19 protein-coding genes are annotated in these 22,417 nt (G+C 71.1%); 5 read left to right on the top strand and 14 right to left on the bottom strand.

Annotated features, from left to right (window positions below):
* Positions 1-61 precede the first annotated feature (61 nt).
* Positions 62-2,647, bottom strand: a complete 2,586-nt coding sequence (gene pepN / locus ABZ078_RS07325) for an aminopeptidase N (RefSeq protein WP_356572522.1) — start codon at positions 2,645-2,647, stop codon at positions 62-64.
* A 152-nt stretch (positions 2,648-2,799) separates the two neighbouring features.
* Between pepN and ABZ078_RS07320 the strand changes: the two genes are divergently transcribed.
* Positions 2,800-3,444, top strand: a complete 645-nt coding sequence (locus ABZ078_RS07320; RefSeq protein WP_356572520.1) for a DsbA family protein — start codon at positions 2,800-2,802, stop codon at positions 3,442-3,444.
* A 3-nt stretch (positions 3,445-3,447) separates the two neighbouring features.
* On the opposite strand, the gene ABZ078_RS07315 is transcribed toward ABZ078_RS07320, so the two are convergent.
* From ABZ078_RS07315 to ABZ078_RS07270, 10 genes are all read right to left on the bottom strand, one after another.
* Positions 3,448-3,675, bottom strand: coding sequence for a hypothetical protein (locus ABZ078_RS07315; protein ID WP_356572518.1), 228 nt, complete (start codon positions 3,673-3,675; stop codon positions 3,448-3,450).
* Complete coding sequence (locus ABZ078_RS07310; protein ID WP_356572516.1) at positions 3,675-4,730, bottom strand: glycerophosphodiester phosphodiesterase family protein; 1,056 nt, start codon at positions 4,728-4,730, stop codon at positions 3,675-3,677. Before ABZ078_RS07310 ends, ABZ078_RS07315 begins: the two co-directional genes overlap by 1 nt.
* A 42-nt stretch (positions 4,731-4,772) precedes the next feature.
* Positions 4,773-6,194 (bottom strand): FGGY-family carbohydrate kinase, encoded by a 1,422-nt coding sequence (locus tag ABZ078_RS07305; RefSeq protein ID WP_356572514.1) that lies wholly within the window; start codon positions 6,192-6,194, stop codon positions 4,773-4,775.
* 238 nt (positions 6,195-6,432) lie between these two features.
* On the bottom strand, positions 6,433-7,461 hold the full coding sequence (locus tag ABZ078_RS07300; RefSeq protein WP_356572512.1) for a 2-hydroxyacid dehydrogenase: 1,029 nt from the start codon (positions 7,459-7,461) through the stop codon (positions 6,433-6,435).
* Positions 7,458-8,537 (bottom strand): ABC transporter ATP-binding protein, encoded by a 1,080-nt coding sequence (locus ABZ078_RS07295; RefSeq protein ID WP_356572511.1) that lies wholly within the window; start codon positions 8,535-8,537, stop codon positions 7,458-7,460. The genes ABZ078_RS07300 and ABZ078_RS07295 overlap by 4 nt, the downstream gene beginning before the upstream one ends.
* Positions 8,515-9,360, bottom strand: a complete 846-nt coding sequence (locus ABZ078_RS07290) for a DeoR/GlpR family DNA-binding transcription regulator (RefSeq protein WP_356572509.1) — start codon at positions 9,358-9,360, stop codon at positions 8,515-8,517. Before ABZ078_RS07290 ends, ABZ078_RS07295 begins: the two co-directional genes overlap by 23 nt.
* The gene (locus ABZ078_RS07285; RefSeq protein WP_356572507.1) at positions 9,357-10,451 is read right to left on the bottom strand and encodes an ABC transporter ATP-binding protein; all 1,095 of its coding nucleotides are present in this window, start codon (positions 10,449-10,451) and stop codon (positions 9,357-9,359) included. Before ABZ078_RS07285 ends, ABZ078_RS07290 begins: the two co-directional genes overlap by 4 nt.
* A complete protein-coding gene (locus ABZ078_RS07280) occupies positions 10,448-11,278 on the bottom strand; it encodes a carbohydrate ABC transporter permease (RefSeq protein WP_356572505.1) in 831 nt (276 codons plus the stop codon). The genes ABZ078_RS07285 and ABZ078_RS07280 overlap by 4 nt, the downstream gene beginning before the upstream one ends.
* Positions 11,275-12,162 carry a sugar ABC transporter permease gene (locus tag ABZ078_RS07275; protein WP_356572503.1) on the bottom strand — a complete coding sequence of 296 codons (888 nt, stop codon included), beginning with the start codon at positions 12,160-12,162 and terminating at the stop codon, positions 11,275-11,277. The genes ABZ078_RS07280 and ABZ078_RS07275 overlap by 4 nt, the downstream gene beginning before the upstream one ends.
* A gap of 4 nt (positions 12,163-12,166) precedes the next feature.
* On the bottom strand, positions 12,167-13,588 hold the full coding sequence (locus tag ABZ078_RS07270) for a sugar ABC transporter substrate-binding protein (RefSeq protein WP_356572501.1): 1,422 nt from the start codon (positions 13,586-13,588) through the stop codon (positions 12,167-12,169).
* 169 nt (positions 13,589-13,757) lie between these two features.
* Between ABZ078_RS07270 and ABZ078_RS07265 the strand changes: the two genes are divergently transcribed.
* Both ABZ078_RS07265 and ABZ078_RS07260 read left to right on the top strand, forming a co-directional pair.
* A complete protein-coding gene (locus tag ABZ078_RS07265) occupies positions 13,758-15,227 on the top strand; it encodes an FGGY-family carbohydrate kinase (RefSeq protein ID WP_356572499.1) in 1,470 nt (489 codons plus the stop codon).
* On the top strand, positions 15,224-15,865 hold the full coding sequence (locus ABZ078_RS07260) for a histidine phosphatase family protein (RefSeq protein WP_356572497.1): 642 nt from the start codon (positions 15,224-15,226) through the stop codon (positions 15,863-15,865). Before ABZ078_RS07265 ends, ABZ078_RS07260 begins: the two co-directional genes overlap by 4 nt.
* A gap of 37 nt (positions 15,866-15,902) precedes the next feature.
* Here the strand turns inward: ABZ078_RS07260 and ABZ078_RS07255 are convergent, their stop codons facing one another.
* Positions 15,903-16,781, bottom strand: coding sequence for an alpha/beta fold hydrolase (locus tag ABZ078_RS07255; protein WP_356572495.1), 879 nt, complete (start codon positions 16,779-16,781; stop codon positions 15,903-15,905).
* Positions 16,782-17,093: 312 nt separating this feature from the next.
* Complete coding sequence (locus tag ABZ078_RS07250; RefSeq protein ID WP_356572493.1) at positions 17,094-18,488, bottom strand: amino acid permease; 1,395 nt, start codon at positions 18,486-18,488, stop codon at positions 17,094-17,096.
* A 404-nt stretch (positions 18,489-18,892) separates the two neighbouring features.
* Between ABZ078_RS07250 and ABZ078_RS07245 the strand changes: the two genes are divergently transcribed.
* Complete coding sequence (locus ABZ078_RS07245; protein WP_356572491.1) at positions 18,893-19,474, top strand: biotin transporter BioY; 582 nt, start codon at positions 18,893-18,895, stop codon at positions 19,472-19,474.
* 483 nt (positions 19,475-19,957) lie between these two features.
* On the opposite strand, the gene ABZ078_RS07240 is transcribed toward ABZ078_RS07245, so the two are convergent.
* Positions 19,958-21,424 (bottom strand): amino acid permease, encoded by a 1,467-nt coding sequence (locus ABZ078_RS07240; RefSeq protein WP_356572490.1) that lies wholly within the window; start codon positions 21,422-21,424, stop codon positions 19,958-19,960.
* Positions 21,425-21,654: 230 nt separating this feature from the next.
* Between ABZ078_RS07240 and ABZ078_RS07235 the strand changes: the two genes are divergently transcribed.
* Positions 21,655-22,140 carry a ribose-5-phosphate isomerase gene (locus ABZ078_RS07235; protein WP_356572488.1) on the top strand — a complete coding sequence of 162 codons (486 nt, stop codon included), beginning with the start codon at positions 21,655-21,657 and terminating at the stop codon, positions 22,138-22,140.
* Positions 22,141-22,417: the final 277 nt, after the last annotated feature.

The following is a 22,417-nucleotide window of genomic DNA, read 5'->3' as shown; positions in this document are numbered from 1 at the left end:
CGGCTGCTATTGCCTGAATTCCGTAACGGTCACGGAGTGCCCTGACCGTTGGCCAGAGGTCTCATCGGGTTGACGCCGCCGCGTCGCACGCCTGCCCCCGCAGCGCCCGCGCCAGGTCGTCCCGCGCCTCCAGCACCAGCCGCCGCAGCGCCGGAGCGGCGTCCTCGTGGTCGGCCAGCCACGCGTCCGTCGCGTCCAGCGTGGCCTGCGACTGCTGGAGCCCCGGGAACAGGCCCCGGACCACGTCCATGCCGATCTGGATCGACCGCTCGGCCCACACCCGCTCGATCACCGTGAAGTACCTGTCGGCGTACGGCGCGAGCAGCTCCCGCTGCGACGGCTGGGTGAAGCCCGCGATGGTCGACTCGACCAGGGCGTTGGACAGCGCGTCCGACTCGACGACCTGCGCCCACGCCTGCGCCTTCACCGCCGCCGACGGCCGCGCGGCCAGGCAGCGCACCTGGTGGCGCTTGCCGGACGCGGTGTCGTCCCGGGCCAGCTCGGCGGCCAGCTCCTTCTCGCCGACGACGCCGTGCGTGGCCAGGGTGTTCAGGAACGCCCAGCGCAGCTCCTGGTCGACCTCCAGACCGTCGATGGTCGCCGTGCCGTCGAGCAGGCCCGTCAGCAGCTCCAGGCCCGGCTCGTCGGTCACCCTGGCGAAGAACCGTGCCCACGCCAGCTGGTGTTCGCTGCCGCGCTCCGCGGCGTGCAGCTGGACCACCGCGCCCTGCGTGAGCAGCCGGGCGCCCTGTTCCCGCCACTCGGGCGCCGCGTAGTTCGTCAACGCCGACTCGGCCCACGCGTGCAGCATCTGCAGGACCCCGATGTCGGACTCCCGGCCCGCGAACCTCAGCACCAGGTCGATGAACTCCCGCGCCGGCAGCAGCGCGTCCCGCGTCATGTTCCACAGCGCCGACCAGCACAGGGCGCGCGCCAGCGGGTCGGTCATGTCGCCGAGAGCGGCACGCAGCGTCGCCAGGGACGTCTCGTCGAAGCGGGTCTTGCAGTACGTCAGGTCGTCGTCGTTGACCAGCACCAGCTCCGGCGCCTCGGCGCCCGCCAGCTCCGCCACGACCGTCCGCGGGCCGTCGGCGTCCACCTCGGCCTGCGCGTACCGCTCCAGGGCCCCGTCCGCGTTCCGCCGGTACAGGCCCACCGCCACCCGGTGCGGGCGCAGCTCGGGAAGCGACTCGGCGGCCTCCTGCACCACCGCCAGCTCGTCGATCCGGCCCTCCGCGTCCAGCAGCACCTGCGGGGTCAGCGAGTTCACGCCCGCCGTCTGGAGCCAGGAACGCGCCCAGAGGCCCATGTCCCGCCCGCTGGTCTCCTCCAGTACCGACAGCAGGTCGCCGAGGCGCGTGTTGCCGTACGCGTGCCGCTTGAAGTAGCGCCGCGCGCCCTCCAGGAAGGCGTCCTGGCCGACGTAGGCCACCAGTTGCTTCAGGACGGAGGCGCCCTTGGCGTACGTGATGCCGTCGAAGTTCAGCTTCGCGTCCTGGAGGTCACGGATGTCCGCCGTGATCGGGTGCGTGGAGGGAAGCTGGTCGGCGCGGTACGCCCACGCCTTGCGGCGGTTGGCGAAGGTGATCCAGCCGTCCTTGAAGCGGGTCGCGCCGACCAGCGAGAACGCGCCCATGAAGTCGGCGAAGGACTCCTTCAGCCACAGGTCGTCCCACCACTCCATGGTGACCAGGTCGCCGAACCACATGTGCGCCATCTCGTGCAGGACGACGTTCGCCCGGCCCTCGTAGGACGCCTGCGTCACCTTCCCGCGGAAGATGAACTCCTCCCGGAACGTCACCAGCCCCGGGTTCTCCATCGCGCCGAGGTTGTACTCCGGCACGAACGCCTGGTCGTACTTCCCGAAGGGGTACGGGTAGTCGAAGTGGTCGTGGAAGAAGTCCAGGCCCTGCTTGGTGACCAGGAAGACGTCGTCGGCGTCGAAGTAGGGGGCGAGGCCCTTGCGGCACATGGCGCCGAGGGGGATCTCCAGCGTCGTGCCGTCGGCGAAGGCGCGGGAGTAGGAGTCCGTGACGTAGTGGTACGGGCCCGCCACCACGCAGGTGATGTACGTCGAGATCGGCTTGGTCTCCGCGAACCGCCAGACGCCGTCGGCGAGTTCGCCGGCCCCGTTGCTCCACACCCTCCAGCCCTCGGGCGCCCGCACCTCGAAGCGGAACGGGGCCTTGAGGTCCGGCTGCTCGAAGTTCGCGAAGACGCGGCGGGAGTCGGCCGGCTCGTACTGGGTGTACAGGTACACCTCGCCGTCCTCGGGGTCGACGAAGCGGTGCAGGCCCTCACCCGTGCGGGAGTAGGCGCACTGGGCGTCGACCACCAGCTCGTTGTCGGCGGCCAGGTCCTCCAGGACGATCCGAGCACCGTCGAAGACCTCGCTGGGGTCCAGGTCCTTGCCGTTGAGGGAGACGGCCGTCACACGCGGCGCGATCAGGTCCGCGAAGCTGGTGGCGCCCGGTTCGGCGCAGCGGAAGCGGATCGTGGTGACCGAGCGGAAGGTGCGCGGCTCCTTGCTCTCGGAGTCACGGTCGGCGACGGCGGACCGCACGTCGAGGGACACGTCGTACCCGTCGACGGACAGCAGGGCGGCCCGCTCCCGGGCCTCGTCACGGGACAGATTCTCACCGGGCACGAGTGGCGCTCCCTCGGGTGGTGTTCAGTATGCGGACGGACGGTCCTGATCCTGCCATGCGCCCTGTCCGCACGGCACCGGGGAATGGCCGGCCGGGCAGCGGCGTTCCTCCAGACATTGCGCGGACACACGCCTGCCTCATGAGGAGAGACATGTCGGAGAAGACCCCCGTCGACTTCTGGTTCGACCCGCTGTGCCCCTGGGCCTGGATGACCTCCCGCTGGGTGCTGGAGGTGGAGAAGGTCCGCGACATCGAGGTCCGCTGGCACATCATGAGCCTGGCCGTGCTGAACGAGGACAAACTGGACGAACTCCCCGAGGAATACCGCGAGATGCTCGCCACGCACGCGTGGAAGCCGGTGCGGGTGGCGACCGCCGCCTGGCAGAAGCACGGCGACGACATCCTCGGCCCCCTCTACACCGCGCTCGGCACCCGCTTCCACAACAACGGCGAGGGCCCGACCACCGAGGCCATCGCCGGCGCGCTCGCCGACGTCGGCCTGCCCGCCGAGCTGATCGACTACGCCGACCAGGAGGACTTCGCCTTCGACGCCGAGCTGCGCGCCTCCCACAAGGAGGGCATCGACAAGGTCGGCCAGGAGGTCGGCACCCCGGTCATCGCCGTCCCCGGCGCCGACGGCGAGCAGATCGCCTTCTTCGGCCCGGTCGTCACCCCGGCCCCCAAGGGCGAGGACGCCGCCAAGCTGTGGGACGGCACCCTCGCCGTGGCCTCCGTGCCGGGCTTCTACGAGATCAAGCGCACCCGGACGAAGGGGCCGGACTTCAGCAACCTGTAGGGGTTACTCGGCGGCGGCTTCCGGGTTCTGGAGCTCCTCCGGGAGCCGGCCGCCGTCCTTCTGCTTGCTCCAGCGCTGGTACCACCGGCAGCCCGGGGCGGTGCAGCGCCACAGGTCGGTCAGATGCCGGTGGTCCGGCTCGACCGCCGCCCTCTCCTTGGCGTCGAGCGGCCTGAACACCTGCTGGCCGCTGCCGCCACAGGTCGGGCAGTGCTTGTTCTTGAAGAACATCAGCCCCTCCTTGCCAGCACCGCGAGATCGGGGAAGTCGGTCACCACCGCGTCGACCCCCAACCCGTAGTACAGCGCGTACTCGGCGAACGCGTCCCCGAAATCGTTCGCTCCGCTACCGCGCCGGAACTGGGCCGGCAGGAACTGGTTCTCCGCCCGGAAGGTGTACGGCCCGATCCGCAGCCCCGCCGCATGCGCGTCCGCGACGAGGGACGTACCCGCCACCGACGACTTGTCCGGCCCGATCCAGTCCGCGTACGCGGCGATCCGCGCCAGGCCCGCCGGGGTCATCATGTCCTTGTACGTCGTCGGATCACCCGACGAGACCAGGTCGTACGGCCCACCCGTCGTCCCCAGCGCCTGCCACAGCGGCACCTTCAGCCGCTCCGCCGCGATCCGTTCCAGGCTCGTCGGCTCGAAGGACTGCACGACGCACTCACGCGGCCCGAGCCGGTTACGGCGGATCGCGGACACCAGCTTCGGCTCCAGGGGCAGGCCGATCGAGCGGAAGTACGTCGGATGCTTGGTCTCCGGGAACACGGCGATCGTACGGCCGTACGCCTTCGACAGCCGCCGCGCCAGATCCACCACCTCCTGGAAGGTGAGCACCTCCTCGCGGCCGTCGAACACCGTGTTGCGGTTGCGCACCAGCGGCAGCCGCTCCACCGCCCGCAGCGTCTTCAGCTCCGCCAGCGTGAAGTCCTCCGTGAACCAGCCGGTCACCGACCGCCCGTCCACCGTCTTCGTCGTACGCCGGCCGGCGAACTCCGGGTGCGCGGCCACGTCCGTCGTCTGCGAGATCTCGTTCTCGTGCCGGACCACCAGCACATGGTCCTTCGTCGGCACCAGGTCCGGCTCGATCCAGTCGGCGCCCGTCTGCACGGCGTACGTGTACGAGGCCGCCGTGTGCTCCGGACGCCAGCCGGCCGCGCCGCGGTGTCCTATGACCAACGGGCCCCGGCCGTGCGAGGTGTGCTCGGCCGCGTGTGCGGAGACGGCTGCGCCCGCCGGGGCCGCGGCGGCCGCCAGCAGCAGGGAACGGCGTCTGAGGTGCATGTGACTCCCTCGGGTCGTCGGGTCGTCGGGGCGGCGGGGCGTTCAGGCGCGAGCCGTGTGCCGCGCCCGAGCCAGCCGGGCCAGATGGTCCTCGTAGGCGTTCGCGTAGTACGCCGCCCGGTCCGCGTCCGGCTCCACGATCGCCGTCGGCTCGGTCCAGGCCGCCGCGTCCAGGGCGACCCCGAACCGCCGCGCTGCCGCCAACACCGCGCCCCGCGCTCCCACTTCACCCTCGACGACCCTCAGCGGACGGCCCAGGACGTCGGCGAGCAGCCGCATCCAGGCAGGGCTGCGCGTGCCGCCGCCGCACACGGCGAGGGAGCCGGTCAGCCCCGCCGCTTCGAGGCAGTGGCGGGCCGCGTAGCCGATGCCCTCGCAGGTGGCGCGGATCAGGTCGGCCTTCGTGGACTCCAGGCAGACGCCGGTGAGTTCGGCGCGCAGACGGGGTTCGACGAAGGGGGCGCGCTCACCCGAGGGGGCGAAGTACGGCAGGACGCGGACGCCGTTCGCGCCGGGCGGCGTCTCGGCGAGCAGGGCGTCGACGTCCTCGTGGTGGACGCCGGTCGTGGTGAGCACCCAGTCCAGGGCCGCCGTCCCCACCATCGCGGGCATGGCCCGCAGCCAGTGGCCGGGACGGTCGGTGGAGATGTACAGGCCGGCCGGCTCGCCCTTCAGGTCCAGGTCCGTTGTGGCGACGAGGCTGGCGAGGCACGTGCCGACGATCAGCAGTCCGTCGCCGGGGCCGGTCACCCCGGCGCCCAGCGCGCAGGACGGGAGGTCGTACGGGCCGTTCGCGAGCCGCGTCCCCGGTGGCAGCCCCTCGCGCGCCTCGGCCGTCGCGACCGGGTCACTGACCGGCGCCAGCAGACCGCGGCGGTGGGTCAGGCCCAGCAGCTCCACGACCCGGTTGTCGTACCTCCGGGTGCGCGGGTCGAGGAACGGCATCGACGCGTCCGAGACATCCGTCGTCGCCGGTGCCCCGGTCAGCCGGCGGAAGACCATGTCCTTGCAGTACAGCGCCGTGGCCGCGGCGTCGAGGGACGCGGGCTCGTAGCGGTCGAACCAGGCCAGCAGTGGTCCCGGACACCCCGGGAACATCGCGCTTCCGGTGCGTCGGAACACCGTCTCGAACGTGCCGTCCGCCAGCCACTGGTCGAGCAGTTCGTGCGCCCGGCCGTCCATCCAGGAGGCCGCGGGCCGGACCGGGCGGCCCTCCTCGTCGACCAGCCACACGCCGTCGCCCTGGCCGGTGAGGCCGGCCAGCTCGACCGGTTCCGCGACCCGTGCCGTCAGCGCGTCGAGCACGCCGACGACCGCCGCGTACACCTCCTCCATGTCCTGCTCGACCACGCCCCCGTGCAGCGCGAGGCCCACCTGGCGGGCCTCGACGGCCAGTTCACGGCCTGTGCCGTCGAAGGCGGCGGCCTTCACCGTGGACGTGCCCACATCGATACCGACGTACATTCCAACCCACCTTCGTGGTTCGGTCGGCTGTGCAGTGCCTGCTGCAGCCGGTGTGCCGAATGTCTGGCTCGGTCGCCTCCGGGGCGCCTTGTGCCGGTGTCGAGACGGCGATCGTGCTCGGCGCTTCGCGCCTCCGCGCGTTCGCCGTCTCGACACCGGCGCGCCCCTACGGCTCTCTCGCGGCCGGTGTCGTCGGCCCAGTAGAGGTTGGTGGGCTCGCACCCGGCGCGGTCGGCCCTCAGGTCAGGCAGTGAGCCAGGGGCTCGCCGCGGGCCCAGCGGCCGACCTCCTCGGCGGCGATGCGGGCCGCCTTCTCCGCCACCGCGCGGGACGCGCCGCCCAGGTGCGGGGTCATCACCACCCGTTCCGCCAGTGCGCGCAGCCGTGAGTCCGGCGGCAGCGGCTCCGTCGCGTAGGTGTCCAGGGCCGCCGCCGACACCTGCCCGTCCTCCAAGGCGTCGCACAGGGCCTCCTCGTCCAGGAGCGGCCCCCGTGCCGCGTTCACGACCACCGCGCCCCGCGGCAGCAGGGCCAGCTCGCGGGCGCCGATCAGGCCGCGGGTCTCGGCGGTGAGACGGGCGTGCAGGGTGATCGCCCGGGACTGGCGCAGGAGTTCGTCGAGGGAGGCGATCCGCAGGCCGTGGATCTCGCCGTGCACGTACGGGTCGTACACCATGACCCGGGCGCCGAAGGCGCACAGCACGCGGGCGACGCGGCTGCCGACGGCCCCGTAGCCGACCAGCCCGACCGGCAGGTCCTCCAGCTCAAGGCCGCTGTGCTCGTACGTGTAGTAGGTCGCCCCCTCCCAACTGCCCTGCCGGGCCAGGAGGTCATGGGCCTGCGGGATGCGGCGCAGGGCGGCCAGCAGCAGGCCGACGGTGAACTCGGCGGTGGCGGCGGCGTTGCGGCCGGGGGCGTAGCAGACCCGGACGTCATGCCGTTTGGCCGCGTCCAGGTTGACGTTCACCGGGCCGCCCCGGCACACCACCACCAGCCGCAGGTCGGGGCAGGCGGCGAGGACGCGTTCCGTCACCGGGCCCATCTGGGTGACCAGCACCTGGGCACCCGCGAGCGCCTCGATCAGTTCGTCCTCGGCGTCGCTCGCCTCGGTCACCTCGGCCACCGATCCGAAGGGTTCCAGTGGCCAGCCGAGGGTCAGTTCGGTCACGTCGTGGGCGAGTTCGGGGGCGAGGGCCTCCCTGATCAGTGACGGCAGGATGAAGTGGTCGCCGGCGGCCACCACGCGCACGCTTTTCCCGTCGGTCATCGCAGGCGGTCTCCTGTCTCGGCGTCGAAGACATGGGTGAGGTGGGGGTCGGCGGCGACATGGACGCGGTCGTCGTGGGACAGGCGCACGTCGGGCTCGGTGAGGACGACGAGGGGGCTGTCGACGCCGGCGAGGGCGAGGGTCGCGATGCCGGATTCGAGGAGGGGCTCGTGGGCCACCACCCGGGCGGGCAGGCCGTCCTCGCCGGTGAGGGCGAGGTCCTCCGGGCGGATGCCGACCACGACGTCGCGGCCCGCCCCCACCGGCACCGGCAGCGCGATCCGCACGGTGTCGGACAGGCGGGCGTGGGCGTCCGCCTCGGCGACGCCGGGCAGGAGGTTGATCGCGGGTTCGCCGACGAAGTCCGCGACGAAGAGGTTGGCCGGGCTGTCGTAGACCTCGTACGGCGTGCCGAGCTGCTGGATGACGCCGTCCTTCATCACGGCGATCCGGTCGGCGAGGGACAGGGCCTCCTCCTGGTCGTGGGTGACCAGGATGGTGGTGTGGCCGAGGTCGCGCTGGATGCGTTTGAGTTCGCGGCGGGTCGTGTCGCGCTGGGCCGCGTCCAGGTGGGAGAGGGGCTCGTCGAGGAGCAGGACGTCCGGTTCGCGGATCAGGGCGCGGGCCAGGGAGACGCGCTGCTTCTGGCCGCTGGACAGGCCGGCGGGGCGGGCGTCGAGGATGCCGGTGAGGTCGACGCGTTCGGCGATCTCCTTGACTTTGCGGTCGACGTCGCCCCGGTCGGCTCTCCTGCGTGCCTTCAGGCCGAACGCCAGGTTCTCCGCGACCGTCAGCGGCGGGTAGAGGGCGTAGTTCTCGAACGCGACCCCGATGTTGCGCTGTTGGGCCGGTCGCTCGATCACCGACGTGCCGGCGACCAGGATGTCTCCGCCGGTCACCGGCTCCAGGCCGGCGATCATCCGCAGGGTCGTGGACTTTCCGCAGCCCGACGGGCCGAGGAGGCCGAGCAGCTCGCCGGAGCGCAGGGTCAGGTCGATGCCGCGCACGGCGTCCACGGCCGGACGGCCCCGCGCGCGGTAGGTCTTGCGCAGATCACGTAGCTCCAGCTCGGTCATCGCTGCCCTTCGTCACGGTCGGCGGCTTCGCGCAGACTTCGTAGGTGACCTTGTGCTCGTCCAGGTCCCGCAGCGCCTCCGCCGACGCCCCGTCGTCGACGAGGAGCAGGTCGAAGCGGGAGAGGGGGACCACCCGGTGCAGGGCGACCCGGGCGAGCTTGGTGTGGTCGATCAGCAGGACGTTGCGGGCCGCCGCGTCGAGCATGGCCCGCTTCACCGACACGATGTGCTGCTCCTGGTGGTAGGCGTAGCCCCCGCGCACCGCCGAGGTCGACGCGAAGCAGACGTCCACGCGCAGCTGCTCGATCGCCTCCACACAGGACACGCCGAGGAAGGAGGAGTGCAGCGGATCGTAGTCGCCGCCCAGGGCCATGAGGTGGATGCCGCGCTGGTCGGAGAGGAGATTGATCGCCTCCAGGAAGTTGGTGACGACCGTGAGGGGGGTGACCTCGCCCAGCCGCAGCCTGCGGGCTATCTCCAGGGTGGACGTGGAGTCGTCCAGCATGATCGCCATGCCGGGCTCGACGAGCTTCAGGGCGCGGTCGGCGACGGCGGCCTTCTCCGCGCGCATCGTCTTCAGCCGGTACTGGACATTGGACTCGAAGACACCGGAGGGCTGTGCGGTCACCCCGCCCCTGAACTTCCGTACGATGCCCTGCCGTTCGAGCTCGTCGAGGTCCCGGTGGATCGTCATCAGGCTCACCCCGAAGCGTTCGGCCAGGTCGGCGGCGGTCGCCGAGCCGTCGGCGAGCACCTGCTCGGCCATGGCGGCCTGGCGGGCGGCGGGGCCGCCCTGCTGACCGCCGCTGTTGCTGCTGCTCATCGTGCGTTCATCTCGATCCGTCGTCCTGGGCGCTGCGGCCGGTCGGCCTCGAACAGCAGCAGGTTCTCAGGCCGGACCGACAGCCGTACCGGGTCGTCGGGACGCAGGCCGGCCGCGTCGCCGCGCGGGGCGACCAGCGACAGGTGCCGCTCGCCGAGCCGGACGGTGACCTCCACGGACCGGCCGAGCACCTCGGTGACGTAGACCGTGCCGGTGAGCTCGTGGCCGGGGCCCTCGCCGAGGGTGAGGTCGCGGGGCCGGACGCCGATCAGCACCTGAGTGCCGGGCGCGGCCCCGGCTGCGACCGGCAGCTCGACCCGTCCGTCCGCCGACCGGAATCCGCCGTCGGCCGTGACGGCCCCCGGCAGGAGGTTGATCCGGGGGCGCCCGAAGGCCCGCGCGACCTCCGTGTCGTAGGGCCGGTACCAGATCTCCTCCCGCGTCCCGGTCTGCACGATCCGCCCCTCGCGCAGCACCCCGATCCGGTCGCCGAGCGCCAGCGCCTCGACGGAGTCGTGGGTGACGTAGAGGGTGGTCGTGCGCCGCACCGCCCCGATCGCCTTCAGCTCGGCCCGCATCTGCTGGCGCAGCTTGGCGTCCAGGTGGGAGAGGGGTTCGTCGAGGAGGAAGGCGCGGGCGGGGCGGACCAGGACCCGGCCGAGGGCGACGCGCTGGCGCTGGCCGTTGGACAACTGGCCGACCGGGCGGTCCAACAGGGCGGAGATGCCGAGGAGTTCGGCGATCTCTCCGATCCGCTCCCGGGCCTGTGCGGCGGGAAGGCGGTGGCGCGGGGAGCGCAGGGGTGAGGCGAGGTTGTCGTAGGCCGACTTGTGCGGGTACAGGGCGTAGCTCTCGAAGCACATCGCCACGCCACGGTCGTACGGCTCGACGCCGCGCATGTCCGTGCCGTCGAGCCGGACCGTTCCGGCGTCGGGCTGTTCGAGCCCGGCGACCGTCTTGAGCGTGGTCGTCTTGCCCGCGCCGGACGGGCCGAGCAGGCAGAAGAACTCGCCCTCGTGGACGTCGAGGTCGAGGCCGTCCAGGGCCGTCGTCCTGCCGTACGTCTTCCTGATCCCCTCCAGCGTGATCACGACTTCACCGCCCCGAAGGAGAGCCCGCGCACCAGATACCGCTGGATCGTCAGCGCGAGCAGCAGCGGCGGTACGACGGAGACCAGCGCCGCCGCGGCCGTCAGGTTGTACTTGGGGCGGTCGCCGCCGAGGAAGGACAGCGCGCCGACGGTGACGGTCTGGGCCTCGTTGGAGGTCAGGATGAGAGGGAAGACGAAGTTGTTCCAGGCGAAGATGAAGGCGAGGAGCGACACGGCCGCCACACCCGGTTTGACCAGGGGGAGGGCCACCTTCACGAACGCCTGCTTGCGGGTGTAGCCGTCCAGCAGCGCCGCCTGTTCCAGCTCGGGTGTGAGGTCGGCGAAGTACGACCGCATGATCCACACGATCAACGGCAGCGTGACCAGCTGGAGCACCCACACCATGCCGACGTACGTGTCGAACAGCCCGAGCTTCTGGTACAGCACGAACAGCGGGATGATCACGGTGAGTTCGGGCGCGAACCGGAACGACAGCAAGGTGAACATCAGGTTCTCGGAGCCCTTGAACCGCCAGCGCGCCGAGGCGTACGCGGCCGGCAGCCCCACGAGCAGCGACAGGGCCACCGCGCCCAGCGACACGACCAGGCTGTTGACGAAGAACCGCATGAACGGGATGCCCTCGCTGTCGCCGAGGACCGTGCGGTAGCCGTCGAGGGTGGGGGAGAAGGAGAAGTACGTGGAAAAGAGCTGGTTGGCCGGCTTCAGCGACAGGATCACCATCCAGGCGATGGGGAACAGCGCGAAGACGAAGTAGAGGACCAGGGCGGCGTCGGCCGCCCAACCCGACAGCCGTTTCCTCAAGGTCACTTGGCAGCCACCTCCGCGGCCTTGCGCTGGATCTTCCCCAGGTGCTTCACCAGCACCATCGCGGCCAGATACACCACGGCCCACAGCACGATCGTGTAGCTGATCCCGAAGGAGTACCGCTGGAAGCGGATCGCCTCCAGGTAGGCCCGGATCTGCAGGACGACGGTCGAGTCGCCCGGCCCGCCCTCCGTCAGGGCGTAGATGATGTCGAACACCTTCAGCGAGTCCATGAACCGGAAGATCACCGCGACCAGGACGTACGGCCACAGCATCGGCAGCGTCAGCCGCCGGAAGGTGTACCACCAGCCCGCCCCGTCGACGGCCGCCGCCTCGAAGGGGGACGTGGGCAGCGACCGCAGCCCGGCGAGGGCGAGGATCGCCACGAACGGGGTGTAGACCCAGACGTCCACGGCGATCGACGACAGCAGCGCCCCGGTCGGGGTGTCGGTCCACTGGACTCCGCCCAGGCCGAAGGGTCTCAGCAGGTAGTTCACCACCCCCACCGACGGCTGGAGCATCAGCTTCCAGATGATCGCCGCGATCACCGGCGCGATCATCAGCGGCAGGATGAGGATCTTCTCCAGCACCCGCCCGAGCAGCGTCGACCGGTGCAGCAGCAGGGCGACGGCCACGCCCAGGACCGTCTCCACGACGGCCGCCCCGACCGCGTACAGCACCGTCACCCACGCCGAGTTCCAGAAGGCCCCCTGCGTGAAGACCGTCTCGTAGTTCTCGAACCCCACCATGTCCGGCTGCGGCTTGCTCGCCGAGAAGTCGAACAGCGTGTAGTACAGGCCGAGCGCGAAGGGGTAGAGGATCCCGCAGGTCAGCAGCAGGGCGGGCACGATCAGAACGTACGGGCGCAGGGCGAGCCGCCATCCCATCGCGCTAACCCACCTTGTCGGCGAGGTCGCCCGCCAGCCCGTCGAGCACCGACTCGGCGCCCTTGCCGCCGTAGATCTCCTGGAGGGCGGCGGCCCAGCTGGTGGTCGCGTCGAAGAACTGCGCCTGCGGCGTGAACTGGATCTTCGTCTGGTCGACGACGGCCTCGAAGGTCTCCAGGAAGCCGGGCAGGTGCCGCATCTTGTCCTTGTAGGCGGCGTCCTCCGCGATCGACCTGCGCACCGGGTCGATGTGGTTGTGCGTGATCGCGCTCTTGCGCAGGTGCTCCTTGCCGGTGGCCCACTGGAGGAACAGCCAACTGGCACTCTTCTTCTTGCTCTTGGCGTTCATCCCGAGCGACCAGATCCACATGTTGGTGGCCAGCGACCCGTCCGGCCCCTTCGGCCCGGGATGGAAGGCGATCTTCCCGGAAGCGGGGCTGGCGCCCTCGACCGCCTGGAAGTACGCGGCCGTGTCCGCGTCGAACAGCATCCCGGCCTTCTTCGCGCCGAGGTCGCTGGAGCACTGGTACCAGGTGTACGACGTCCAGGACGGCGGTCCGCCCTGCTTGACCATGCCGGCCCAGTCCTCGGTGAAGGCGACGGCCTCCGGGGTGTTCATGGCGGGTGTGAGCTTCCCGCCGGCGACTGTGAAGTCCTTGAGGCCGTTACGGGCGTACATCGTCATGAAGCCGGGGTGGATCGTGGCCCAGCTCCTGGACCCCCGTACGGCGATCCCGTACATGCCGTCGAATCCGGCGCCCGGCGCCTTCCGCTTGATCGTCCCGGCGAGTTCGCGCAGCTCGTCGAAGGTCTCGGCGGGCTTGAGGCCGAGCTTGTCGAAGACGTCGGTGTTGTAGGCGACGACGTTCGTCTCCCAGCCCCACGGCAGCGCGTACTGCCCGCCCTGACCGAGCGGCGCACCGGCCTTGAGCGACCACTGGTCGGCCTGGAGGAGGTTCGGGAAGAAGTCGGCCTGGTCCCATTCGGCGCCGGTGGCCGAGGAGTTGCGCATCCACGGGCCGAGGTCCTCCAGCCAGCCGGGCGGCCCGTACTGCCAGACCATGTAGGCGCCCAGCATGAAGACGTCGTACGAGGCGCGTCCGCTGGACAGGTCGACGGTGAGCTTGTCGAAGTAGTTGTCCTCCGGGAAGACGTCGTACTCGACCTTGATGCCGGTCTTCTCGGTGAAGGACTTCAGGTCGGCGACGAGGGCGTCCGTGTACGGGTGCTTGTTGAGCAGCGCCTTGACGGTCGTGCCCTGCTCCCGCTTCCAGTCGAAGGAGCCGGTGACGTCGTCGGCGGCCGAGCCGTCGCTCTGTTCGTCGTCACCGCCGAACCCGGCCCCGCAGGCCGCGAGCAGCGGGGTCGCGGCGGCCGCGGCGGTCAGGGCGAGGAAGCGGCGGCGGTCGTGCACGTGCTTGTCCATCCGTGACCTCCACGTGGGGGCTCGGTCAGGCTGCGGGTTAACACGGCGAGTCGACTCGCTAACCGAGGGTGGAACGGCGGAAGTTGGTCGTCAATCCCTCGCGCACCGGAAAATCTCAGTGCAGAGTGAGAAGTTCACGGATCGGATCGCGATGAGCGGGAGGTTCCGGATGGCGGACGAGTGGGTCGGGGACGAGGCCTGGCTCGGGATCGACCTGGGCACCCAGAGCGTGCGCGTGCTGCTCGTGGCGCGCGACGGCACGGTCCTCGGCAGCGGCTCGGCCCCGCTGGCCGGGCGGCGGGACGGGGCGCGGCACGAGCAGGATCCGGCGGAGTGGTGGGACGGGCTGTGCGCGGCGTCCCGTGCCGCGCTGGAGGGGCGTTCGCGGGTGCGGGTCGGCGGGCTCGCGGTGTGCGGGACGTCCGGGACCGTGCTGCTGACGGACGGGGCGGGGCGGCCGATGAGCCCCGCGCTGATGTACGACGACGGGCGGGCGACGGCGCAGGGGGCGCGGGCGCGGATGGCGGGACTCGCGGTGCAGGACACCTGGGCGCTGCCGAAGGCGCTGTGGCTGACCGACGCCTACGGTCCGGGGCGGATCACCCACCAGCCGGACCTGATCGTCTCCCTCCTCACCGGGAAGCTGCCCCCGGCCGACTCCAGCCACGCCCTGAAGACCGGCTACGACGTGGAGCGCGACGCCTGGCCGTCCCTGCTGCCCCGGCTGGGCCTGCCCGACACGGCGATCCCGGACGTGGTGCGCCCCGGCACCCGGCTCGGCGAGGTCTGCGCGACCGCCGCCGACGCCACCGGCATCCCCGCCGGCACGCCCGTCCTCGCCGGGATGACCGACGGCTGCGCCGCCCAGATCGCCTCCGCCGCGCTGCGCCCCGGCTCCTGGAACTCGGTGCTCGGCACCACCCTGGTCCTCAAGGGCGCGTCTCCCGAGCCGGTCCGGGACCCGACCGGCGTGGTCTACAACCACCGTGCCCCGGACGGGAGCTGGCTGCCCGGCGGCGCCTCCAGCGTCGGCGCGGGCGTGCTCACGGCGGCGTTCGCGGGCGCCGACCCCGCGGCCATGGACGAGCTGGCCGCGGCCCATGAGCCGTCCGGCGCGATCACCTACCCCCTGGTGTCACCCGGCGAACGCTTCCCGTTCCTGGCCCCGGACGCCGTCGCGCTCGTCCTGGGCGAGCCCGAGTCGGACGCCGACCTGTGGGCCGCGCTCCTCCAGGGCGTCGGCTTCGCGGAACGCCTGTGCCTGGACTACCTGCACCACCTGGGCGCCCCGCTCGACGGGACCCTCACCTTCACGGGCGGCGCCGCCCGCAGCGCGTACTGGAACCAACTGCGCGCCGACATCCTGGGTCGCCCGGCACGGGTACCCGAGCAGACGGAACCGGCCCTCGGGATGGCCGCGCTGGCGGCGTACGGCGCGGGCGCGGCACCCCGCCTTCAGGAGGCCGCGGAGGCCATGGTCAGCATCCGCACGACCGTCGAACCCCGCCCCGACCGCACCGCCCGCTTCGCCGAACCGTACGCCCGCCTGGTCGACGAACTCGCCTCGCGGGGCTGGCTCCCACCGCCGGTCGCGGCGCACGCACACGCACGCCTGGACGGGGATACTGCGGACTCATGAGCACGAGCACGAGCACCGGTACGACGCTGCTGCTGGCCCGGCACGGGCAGACGATCTGGCATGCCGAGAACCGCTACGCCGGCGTGAGCGACGTGCCCCTCACCGACACGGGCCGCGCCCAGGCCGAGGCCCTCGGCCGCTGGGCCGCCGCCCACCCGGTCGACGCGATCTGGACGTCACCGGTGTCCCGGGCCGTCGTCACCGCCGAGCCCGCCTGCCGGGCCCTCGGCCTCACCCCGCGCCGCGAACCCGACCTGCGCGAATGCGACTTCGGGGTGGTGGAGGGCCGTACGCTCGCGGAGTTCGCGGCCGAGGACCCCGAGGCGGCGCGGGCCTTCCGCACCGACCCGGTGGCGCACCCCTTCCCCCGGGCGGAGAACCCCGTGGCCGCCGCCGAACGCGGTGCCGCCGCCCTGCGCCGCATCGCGGCGGCCCACCCCGGCGAACGGGTCCTCGTCGTCGCCCACAACACCCTGTTCCGCCTGGTGCTGTGCACGCTGCTGTCGATCCCGGCGGGCGAGTACCGCAGGGTGTTCCCGCGGTTGCGCAACGCGGCGGTCAGCGAACTCCTCGTGAGATCCGACGGCGGCGCCGCCCTTCTCTCCCTCAACGTGCCGTGCGAGCCGGACCTGCCGTAGCACCACGGGCCCATGACGGAGCCCGGCGCGTCACCGGTCAGGAGGACGACCGGACCGTGAGCGCGGCCAGCTCCCCCAGGACTCGGGCCGCCGGCGCCGGGTCGACCAGCCACTTCAGGTGGCTGCCTTCGAGGGTGCGGACGTCGTAGGGGTTTTCCGGCGTCAGCGCGTCGCCCTCGCGGATCAGCCGGTCCTGCAGGGCGAGCGGCATACTCGCGTCGCCGGCCAGACGCACGAAGGTCTTCGGGATGCCGCCCCAGGTCGCGGCCTGCGCCCGGTCGGCGGAGGTACCGACGTCCAGGTTCTCGTCGGGCTGGAAGGTGTTCAGGAAGGTCAGGAACTCGTCGTCGGTGCCGTCGGCGAGGAAGGCCGCCTTGAACGCCGCGAGGGCGTCCGGGTCCGCGGTGCGGAAATTGACGCGGAGCAGGCCGAGTTCGGCCGGATTCCCGGCCATGGCCAGACCCAGCGAAGCGGCGTCGACCGTGGCCATCTCCGGCTCGGCGTAGTAGTCGTTGACGTCCAGCTCGACCGGGCACCAGGCCGCGACGTAGACGATGCGGTCGATCAGGTCGGGCCGTGCGTTGGCCGCGGCGGTGGCCGTGACACCGCCACGACTGTGCGAGACGAGGATCACCGGCCCGTTCTCCTTGGCCCGTTCCAGGATCCCGATCAGGTGCGCGGCGTTGTCGGCGAGCGTGACGCCCTTGATCGAGCCGGGTGCGGTGGCGAGTCCTTCGAGGTCCTGCGGCGCCTGATAGGCGTGCGGGTAGCTCGCTCCGAAACCGTGGCCGGGGAGGTCGACAGCGACCGACCGGTGCCCGAGAAGGCCGAGTTCGGCCTGGAGCGGCGCGAAGGAGAAGGAGTTCCCGAAGGCTCCGTGAACCAGCACGAACGTCGGCTGCATCTGTCTGCTCACTCTCTGACCTCGGCGATCGAGGGGCTGCGCGAACGGTTGTCCGATGTCCCGTGGGGGACCCTACGCAGCTAAAGATCACCGCTGCAACCGGTTCGGGGCCTTCCGCCTGCCGGGAAGGCCCCCGCGAGTCACGTCCTCGCGGGGGCTTCCTTCATTCCGCCTGCCGCCGTGAAGGGTGAGAAGACGATCACGAGGGCAGGACGCCCGTGCGGGAGCTTGTTGCAAAAAGCTCGCAATAACAAGCTAACAGCAAAAAGCCCCCCGTGTGGATCATGCGGATCACACGAGGGGCTTCGGTTCCGACGCGGGACGTCAGCTCTTGGCGCGCGCCTTCTGCTTCTGCCACGCGAACCCGATCGCCGCCAGGAACAGCGTCATCCCGCCCGTCGAGTACAACTGCACGCGGGTGCCCGGTTCCCGGGCCATCAGGACGAAGATCGCCACCATGCCCGCCAGGGCCGCCCAGGTCAGCACGGGGAACGCCCACATCCGCACGGCCAGCTTCTCCGGAGCCTCGCGCTCCAGGCGGCGGCGCAGGCGCAGCTGGGAGACGGCGATGAAGATCCAGACGACGAGGATGACCGCGCCGATCATGTTCAGCAGCCAGGGGAAGACGTCGTCGGGACGCCAGTAGCTCAACACCACGCAGACGAAGCCGAACACCGACGACGCGAGGACGGCGATACGCGGGACGCCGCCCGACACCCGGCCGAGGGCCTTCGGTCCCTGGCCGCGCTCGACCAGCGAGTACGCGATGCGCGAGGAGCCGTAGATGTTGGCGTTCATGGCGCTCAGCAGGGCGACCAGGACCACGACGTTCATCAGCTGGCCGGCGCCGGGGATGCCGAGGTGGTCGAGGGCGGCGACGTACGGGCCCTTCTCGACGATCTGCTCGGAGTTCCAGGGGACGAGGGTGACGACGACCGCCATCGAGCCGATGTAGAACAGGGCGATGCGCCACATGGCCGTGCGGACCGCGCGCGCCACGCCGCCGACCGGGTTCTCCGACTCGGCGGCCGCGATGGTGACCGTCTCCAGGCCGCCGTAGGCGAAGACCGAGGCGAGCAGGCCGATGATCAGGCCCTCGCTGCCGTTCGGCAGGAAGCCGCCCTCGCCGGTGAGGTTCGCGGTGCCCGGCGCGTCCGTGCCCGGCAGGACGCCCGCGATCGCGAGGCCGCCCACCACCAGGAACAGCGTGATCGCGCCCACCTTCAGCGCCGCGAACCAGAACTCGAACTCGCCGAAGTTCTTCACGGCGGCGAGGTTCGTGCCGCAGAAGACGACCATGAACAGCGCCACCCACGCCCACTCCGGCGTGCCCGGCAGCCACCCGGCGACGATCTTCGCGGCGCCGATGCCCTCCAGGCCGACGGCCGTGCACAGCAGCACCCAGAACGACCAGCCGGCCGTGAAGCCCGCCCAAGGGCCGAGAGCCCGCTCGGCGTGCGCGGAGAAGGAGCCCGAGGAGGGATACGCCGCCGACATCTCGCCGAGCATCCGCATCACCAGCATCACCAGCAGGCCGGAGAGGACGTACGCGATGACGATCGAGGGGCCGGCGGCGGCGATACCGGCGCCGGAGCCGACGAACAGGCCCGCGCCGATGACGCCGCCGAGGGCGATCATCGACAGATGGCGCTGCTTCAGGCCGTGGGACAGGGAGGCGCCGTCCGCCTTCGCGGGCGTCTGTGTGGTCGTGTGGGGCATGGGCGCGGCTGGTCCAATGCGTGAGAGGGCAAAAACGCCCACAGTCTGGGCAGCCTCTCCGCCCAGAAGCAGGAACTGTCCACTATGCGGACATCCGCCGCACCGTAGGTGATGCGCCGATCACGCCGCGACGGGGGTGCGGTGCGACGCGTCCCCCGGCGGGATGGCGGTCCATGCGGGCAATCGATTGGCGAAACCCTACAGTCCGCTTCCGGTCCGGCATGTGAGCCACACGTCCCTGCCTCAGTGAGCGACATCACCCCGTACCCGGTGTCACGCCCATCCTTTGTCCGGAGTCCACCAAGCCCGCGAACACCCCTTTGTCGACCACTGACGGTGATCGGACCGCGCGCCCCGGTATAGCGTCACAGCGTCCCGTACTGCCCTCACCCCGCGGAGTCCCCATGAGCACCGCTGCCGTCGCCCCCGCCCGCACCGGTCAGGTCCTCGCCGACCTGCTCCCGGCCTCCCGCGTCCGCGACATCGCGCTCGTCGTCGGCGGCGCCGCGTTCACCGGCCTCGCGGCCCAGATCGCGGTGCCCGTGCCCGGCTCCCCGGTGCCGGTGACCGGCCAGACCCTCGCGGTGCTCCTCGTCGGCACGGCCCTCGGCGCCGGCCGCGGCTTCCTCTCCCTCGTGCTGTACGCGCTCGCGGGCGTGGCGGGCGTGCCGTGGTTCGCGGAGGGCACCTCCGGCGCCGCGGCCCCGTCCTTCGGCTACGTCCTCGGCATGATCCTCGCCGCCACCGTCGTCGGCGCCCTGGCCCGTCGCGGCGCCGACCGCACCCCGCTGCGCACGGCCGGCGCGATGCTGCTGGGCGAGGCGATCATCTACGCCGTCGGCGTCCCCTACCTCGCCCTCGCCACCGGCATGTCGGCATCCGCCGCGATCGCGGCCGGCCTCACCCCGTTCCTGATCGGCGACGCCCTCAAGGCGGCCCTGGCGATGGGCGCCCTGCCCACCGCCTGGAAGCTGCTCGACCGCTGACGCCGTAGTTCCCGCGGAAGAGGCTCGCCGGGTCGCACCGCGACCTCAGTCCGGCGAGCCTCTCTCGCGTCTCGGCGCCGTACCGCCCACCGCCGCGATCCCCGGCACCGAGTTCGGCACCGGCCCGGCTTGCGCCCCGCCCAGATGATTGATCTGCACCGCGCACATGGCGCCGCGATGTCCCGGTGCGGCGGCGAAGGGAGCCGCCGTGGAGCCCGGTACAGGTCGGACTCCGGTGTGACAGGGCGCAGTCGACCGTCGGCGGTGACGACGTCCGGCGAACGGACCCGGTCGGCTGACCTGACAGGCGCCGTCAGGTCAGCCGCAGACCTACGCGAGGGTGAGGGACAGCTTCACGGTGCTGTGACGGCGGGTGCTTGTGACCGGACCGAAAGAAGGGGGAGGGGCGATGGGGCCCGCAACGGCGCGCACCCCACCACCCCTCCCCGAGGAGTGGACGGACTCAGCCGGACTCAGCCGGACTCAGCCGGTCTTGATCTCGTCACGCGACACGTCGGAGACGGTCCCCTCGGCGCTCGCGGGACGCCCGCCGCCGGCCTTCTCCTTCACGAAGGCGACGATCAGCACGACCGCGGCCACGAGCAGGGACAGCAGCACGGTCTTGCGGCCGTCGTGCTCGGTGTCGGTGAGCATGTAGCCGAGGACGAACACGATCAGCGCGGCCGTCGCCCAGGTCAGGTACGGGTACAGCCACATCTTCACGACCAGCTTCTCCGGCGCCTCGGCCTGGATGATCTTCCGCATGCGCAGCTGCGAGAAGCAGATCACCAGCCAGACGAACAGGGCGACCGCACCGGAGGAGTTGACGAGGAAGAGGAAGACCGAGTCCGGGAACTTGTAGTTGAAGAAGACCGCGACGAAGCCGAAGGCGACGGACGCGAGGATCGCCGTCCGCGGCACACCACTGCCGGTGGTGCGGGCGAACCCCTTCGGCGCGTCACCGCGCTGGCCGAGGGAGAAGGCCATGCGGGAGGCGGTGTAGAGGCCGGAGTTCAGGCAGGACAGCACCGAGGTCAGCACGATGAAGTTCATGATCTGACCGGCGTGCGGGATGCCCAGGGAGTTCAGCGCGGCGACGTACGAGCCGTCCTTGGCGATCGACTTGCTGTCCCAGGGGAGCAGGGAGACCACGACGAAGATCGAGCCGAGGTAGAAGACGGCGACACGCCAGATGATGCTGTTGGTGGCCTTGGTGACCGCCTGCTGCGGGTTCTCGGACTCACCGGCGGCCAGGGTGGCGATCTCGCTGCCCATGAAGGAGAAGACGACGAGCAGTACGCCGGTGAGGATGGCGCCGGCACCATGGGGCAGGAAGCCGCCGTGCGCGGTGAGGTTGCTCAGCCCGGCCTGCTCGCTGTCGACGCCCGGGAGCAGCCCGAACACGGCGAGCCCGCCGATGACGATGAACGCGGCGATCGCGACGACCTTGATGCCCGCGAACCAGAACTCGAACTCACCGTAGGAGCCCACGGAGACCAGGTTGGTCGCGGTCAGCACCACCATCACGATCAGCGCCCACGCCCACTGCGGAACGGCCGGGATCCAGCCCTCCAGGATCACCGCACCGGCGGTCGCCTCCACCGCCAGCACGACGACCCAGAAGAACCAGTACAGCCAGCCGATGGAGAACCCCGCCCAGCTTCCGAGCGCCCGGTCGGCGTGCGCGGAGAAGGAACCGGAGGTCGGGTTGGCCGCGGACATCTCACCCAGCATCCGCATCACCAGCACCACGAGCGTGCCGACGAGAGCGTAGGAGAGGAGGATGCCGGGTCCGGCGGTGGCGATACCGGAGCTGGATCCCACGAACAGCCCGGCACCGATGACACCGCCGATGGCGATCATGGAGAGGTGGCGGTTCTTGAGACCTGCCTGTAGGCCGTGGCCGCCTGCGGCCGGTTCGGCCGGCTTCTGCGTCGGCTGCGAAGTCATTGGAACGGATTTCCTTTGCGCCGTTGGGGAGGGGCTTTCCCGTACCAGCGGTGTACGAGTCGCACGAGCGGTGTACGAGTCGGACCAGTGAATCCGAGGAGAACGGATTCGGGAACCTTTGATTCAGGATTGTTACTTGAGGTTTCCTTGAGCTTCTATAGCGTGTGTCACAATTAAATCGATCGACACCCGGCGCTGCTGCCCCGAAACAGCCGTGTCACACTCGTTCCATGCGCGTGTATCTCGGCTCCGACCATGCGGGCTTCGAACTCAAGAACCACCTCGTCGAGTGGCTCAAGGCGGCGGGCCACGACCCGGTCGACTGCGGCCCCCACATCTACGACGCCCAGGACGACTACCCGCCCTTCTGCCTCCGCGCGGCCGAGCGGACGGCCGCGGACCCCGAGGCCCTCGGCATCGTGATCGGCGGCTCCGGCAACGGTGAGCAGATCGCCGCGAACAAGGTGAAGGGCGTCCGGGCCGCGCTGGCCTGGAGCGAGGAGACGGCGGCGCTGGGCCGCCAGCACAACGACGCCAACGTCGTCGCGGTGGGCGCGCGCATGCACACGCTGGAGGAGGCGACGAAGTTCGTCGAGACCTTCCTGGGCACCCCGTACTCCGGTGACGACCGCCACACCCGCCGCATCACGATGCTGGCCGACTACGAGACGAAGGGCACCCTGCCCCCGATCCCGCCGCACCACCCCCAGCAGTAGGGCGTTCTGCCCCTCAGGCGACGGTCACGTCCCTGCGGTGCCCGTCGGGGTGTTTCACCCCGCCCGGCGTTTGAGGGCGATCCTGCGCCGTCCTCAGCCCCACCCACCCGGACGGGCTCTGCCCCTCAGGCGACGGTCACGTCCTGCGGCGCCGTTCCGCCGCTTCCAGCCCGTCCGGCGTTTGAGGACGAGGCCCGTTCAGGGCCGAAAGCGGGGGTCTGGGCGGACGTATTTGCTCTCGCTGGGAAGCCAGCAGGGCAACGCCCACGTGCACTGG

It is taken from the genome of Streptomyces sp. NPDC006385 (assembly GCF_040612485.1).
Taxonomy (GTDB): Bacteria; Actinomycetota; Actinomycetes; order Streptomycetales; family Streptomycetaceae; genus Streptomyces.
Note: the sequence above shows the minus strand (reverse complement) of the source record. Positions and strands in the feature narration are given on the sequence as shown.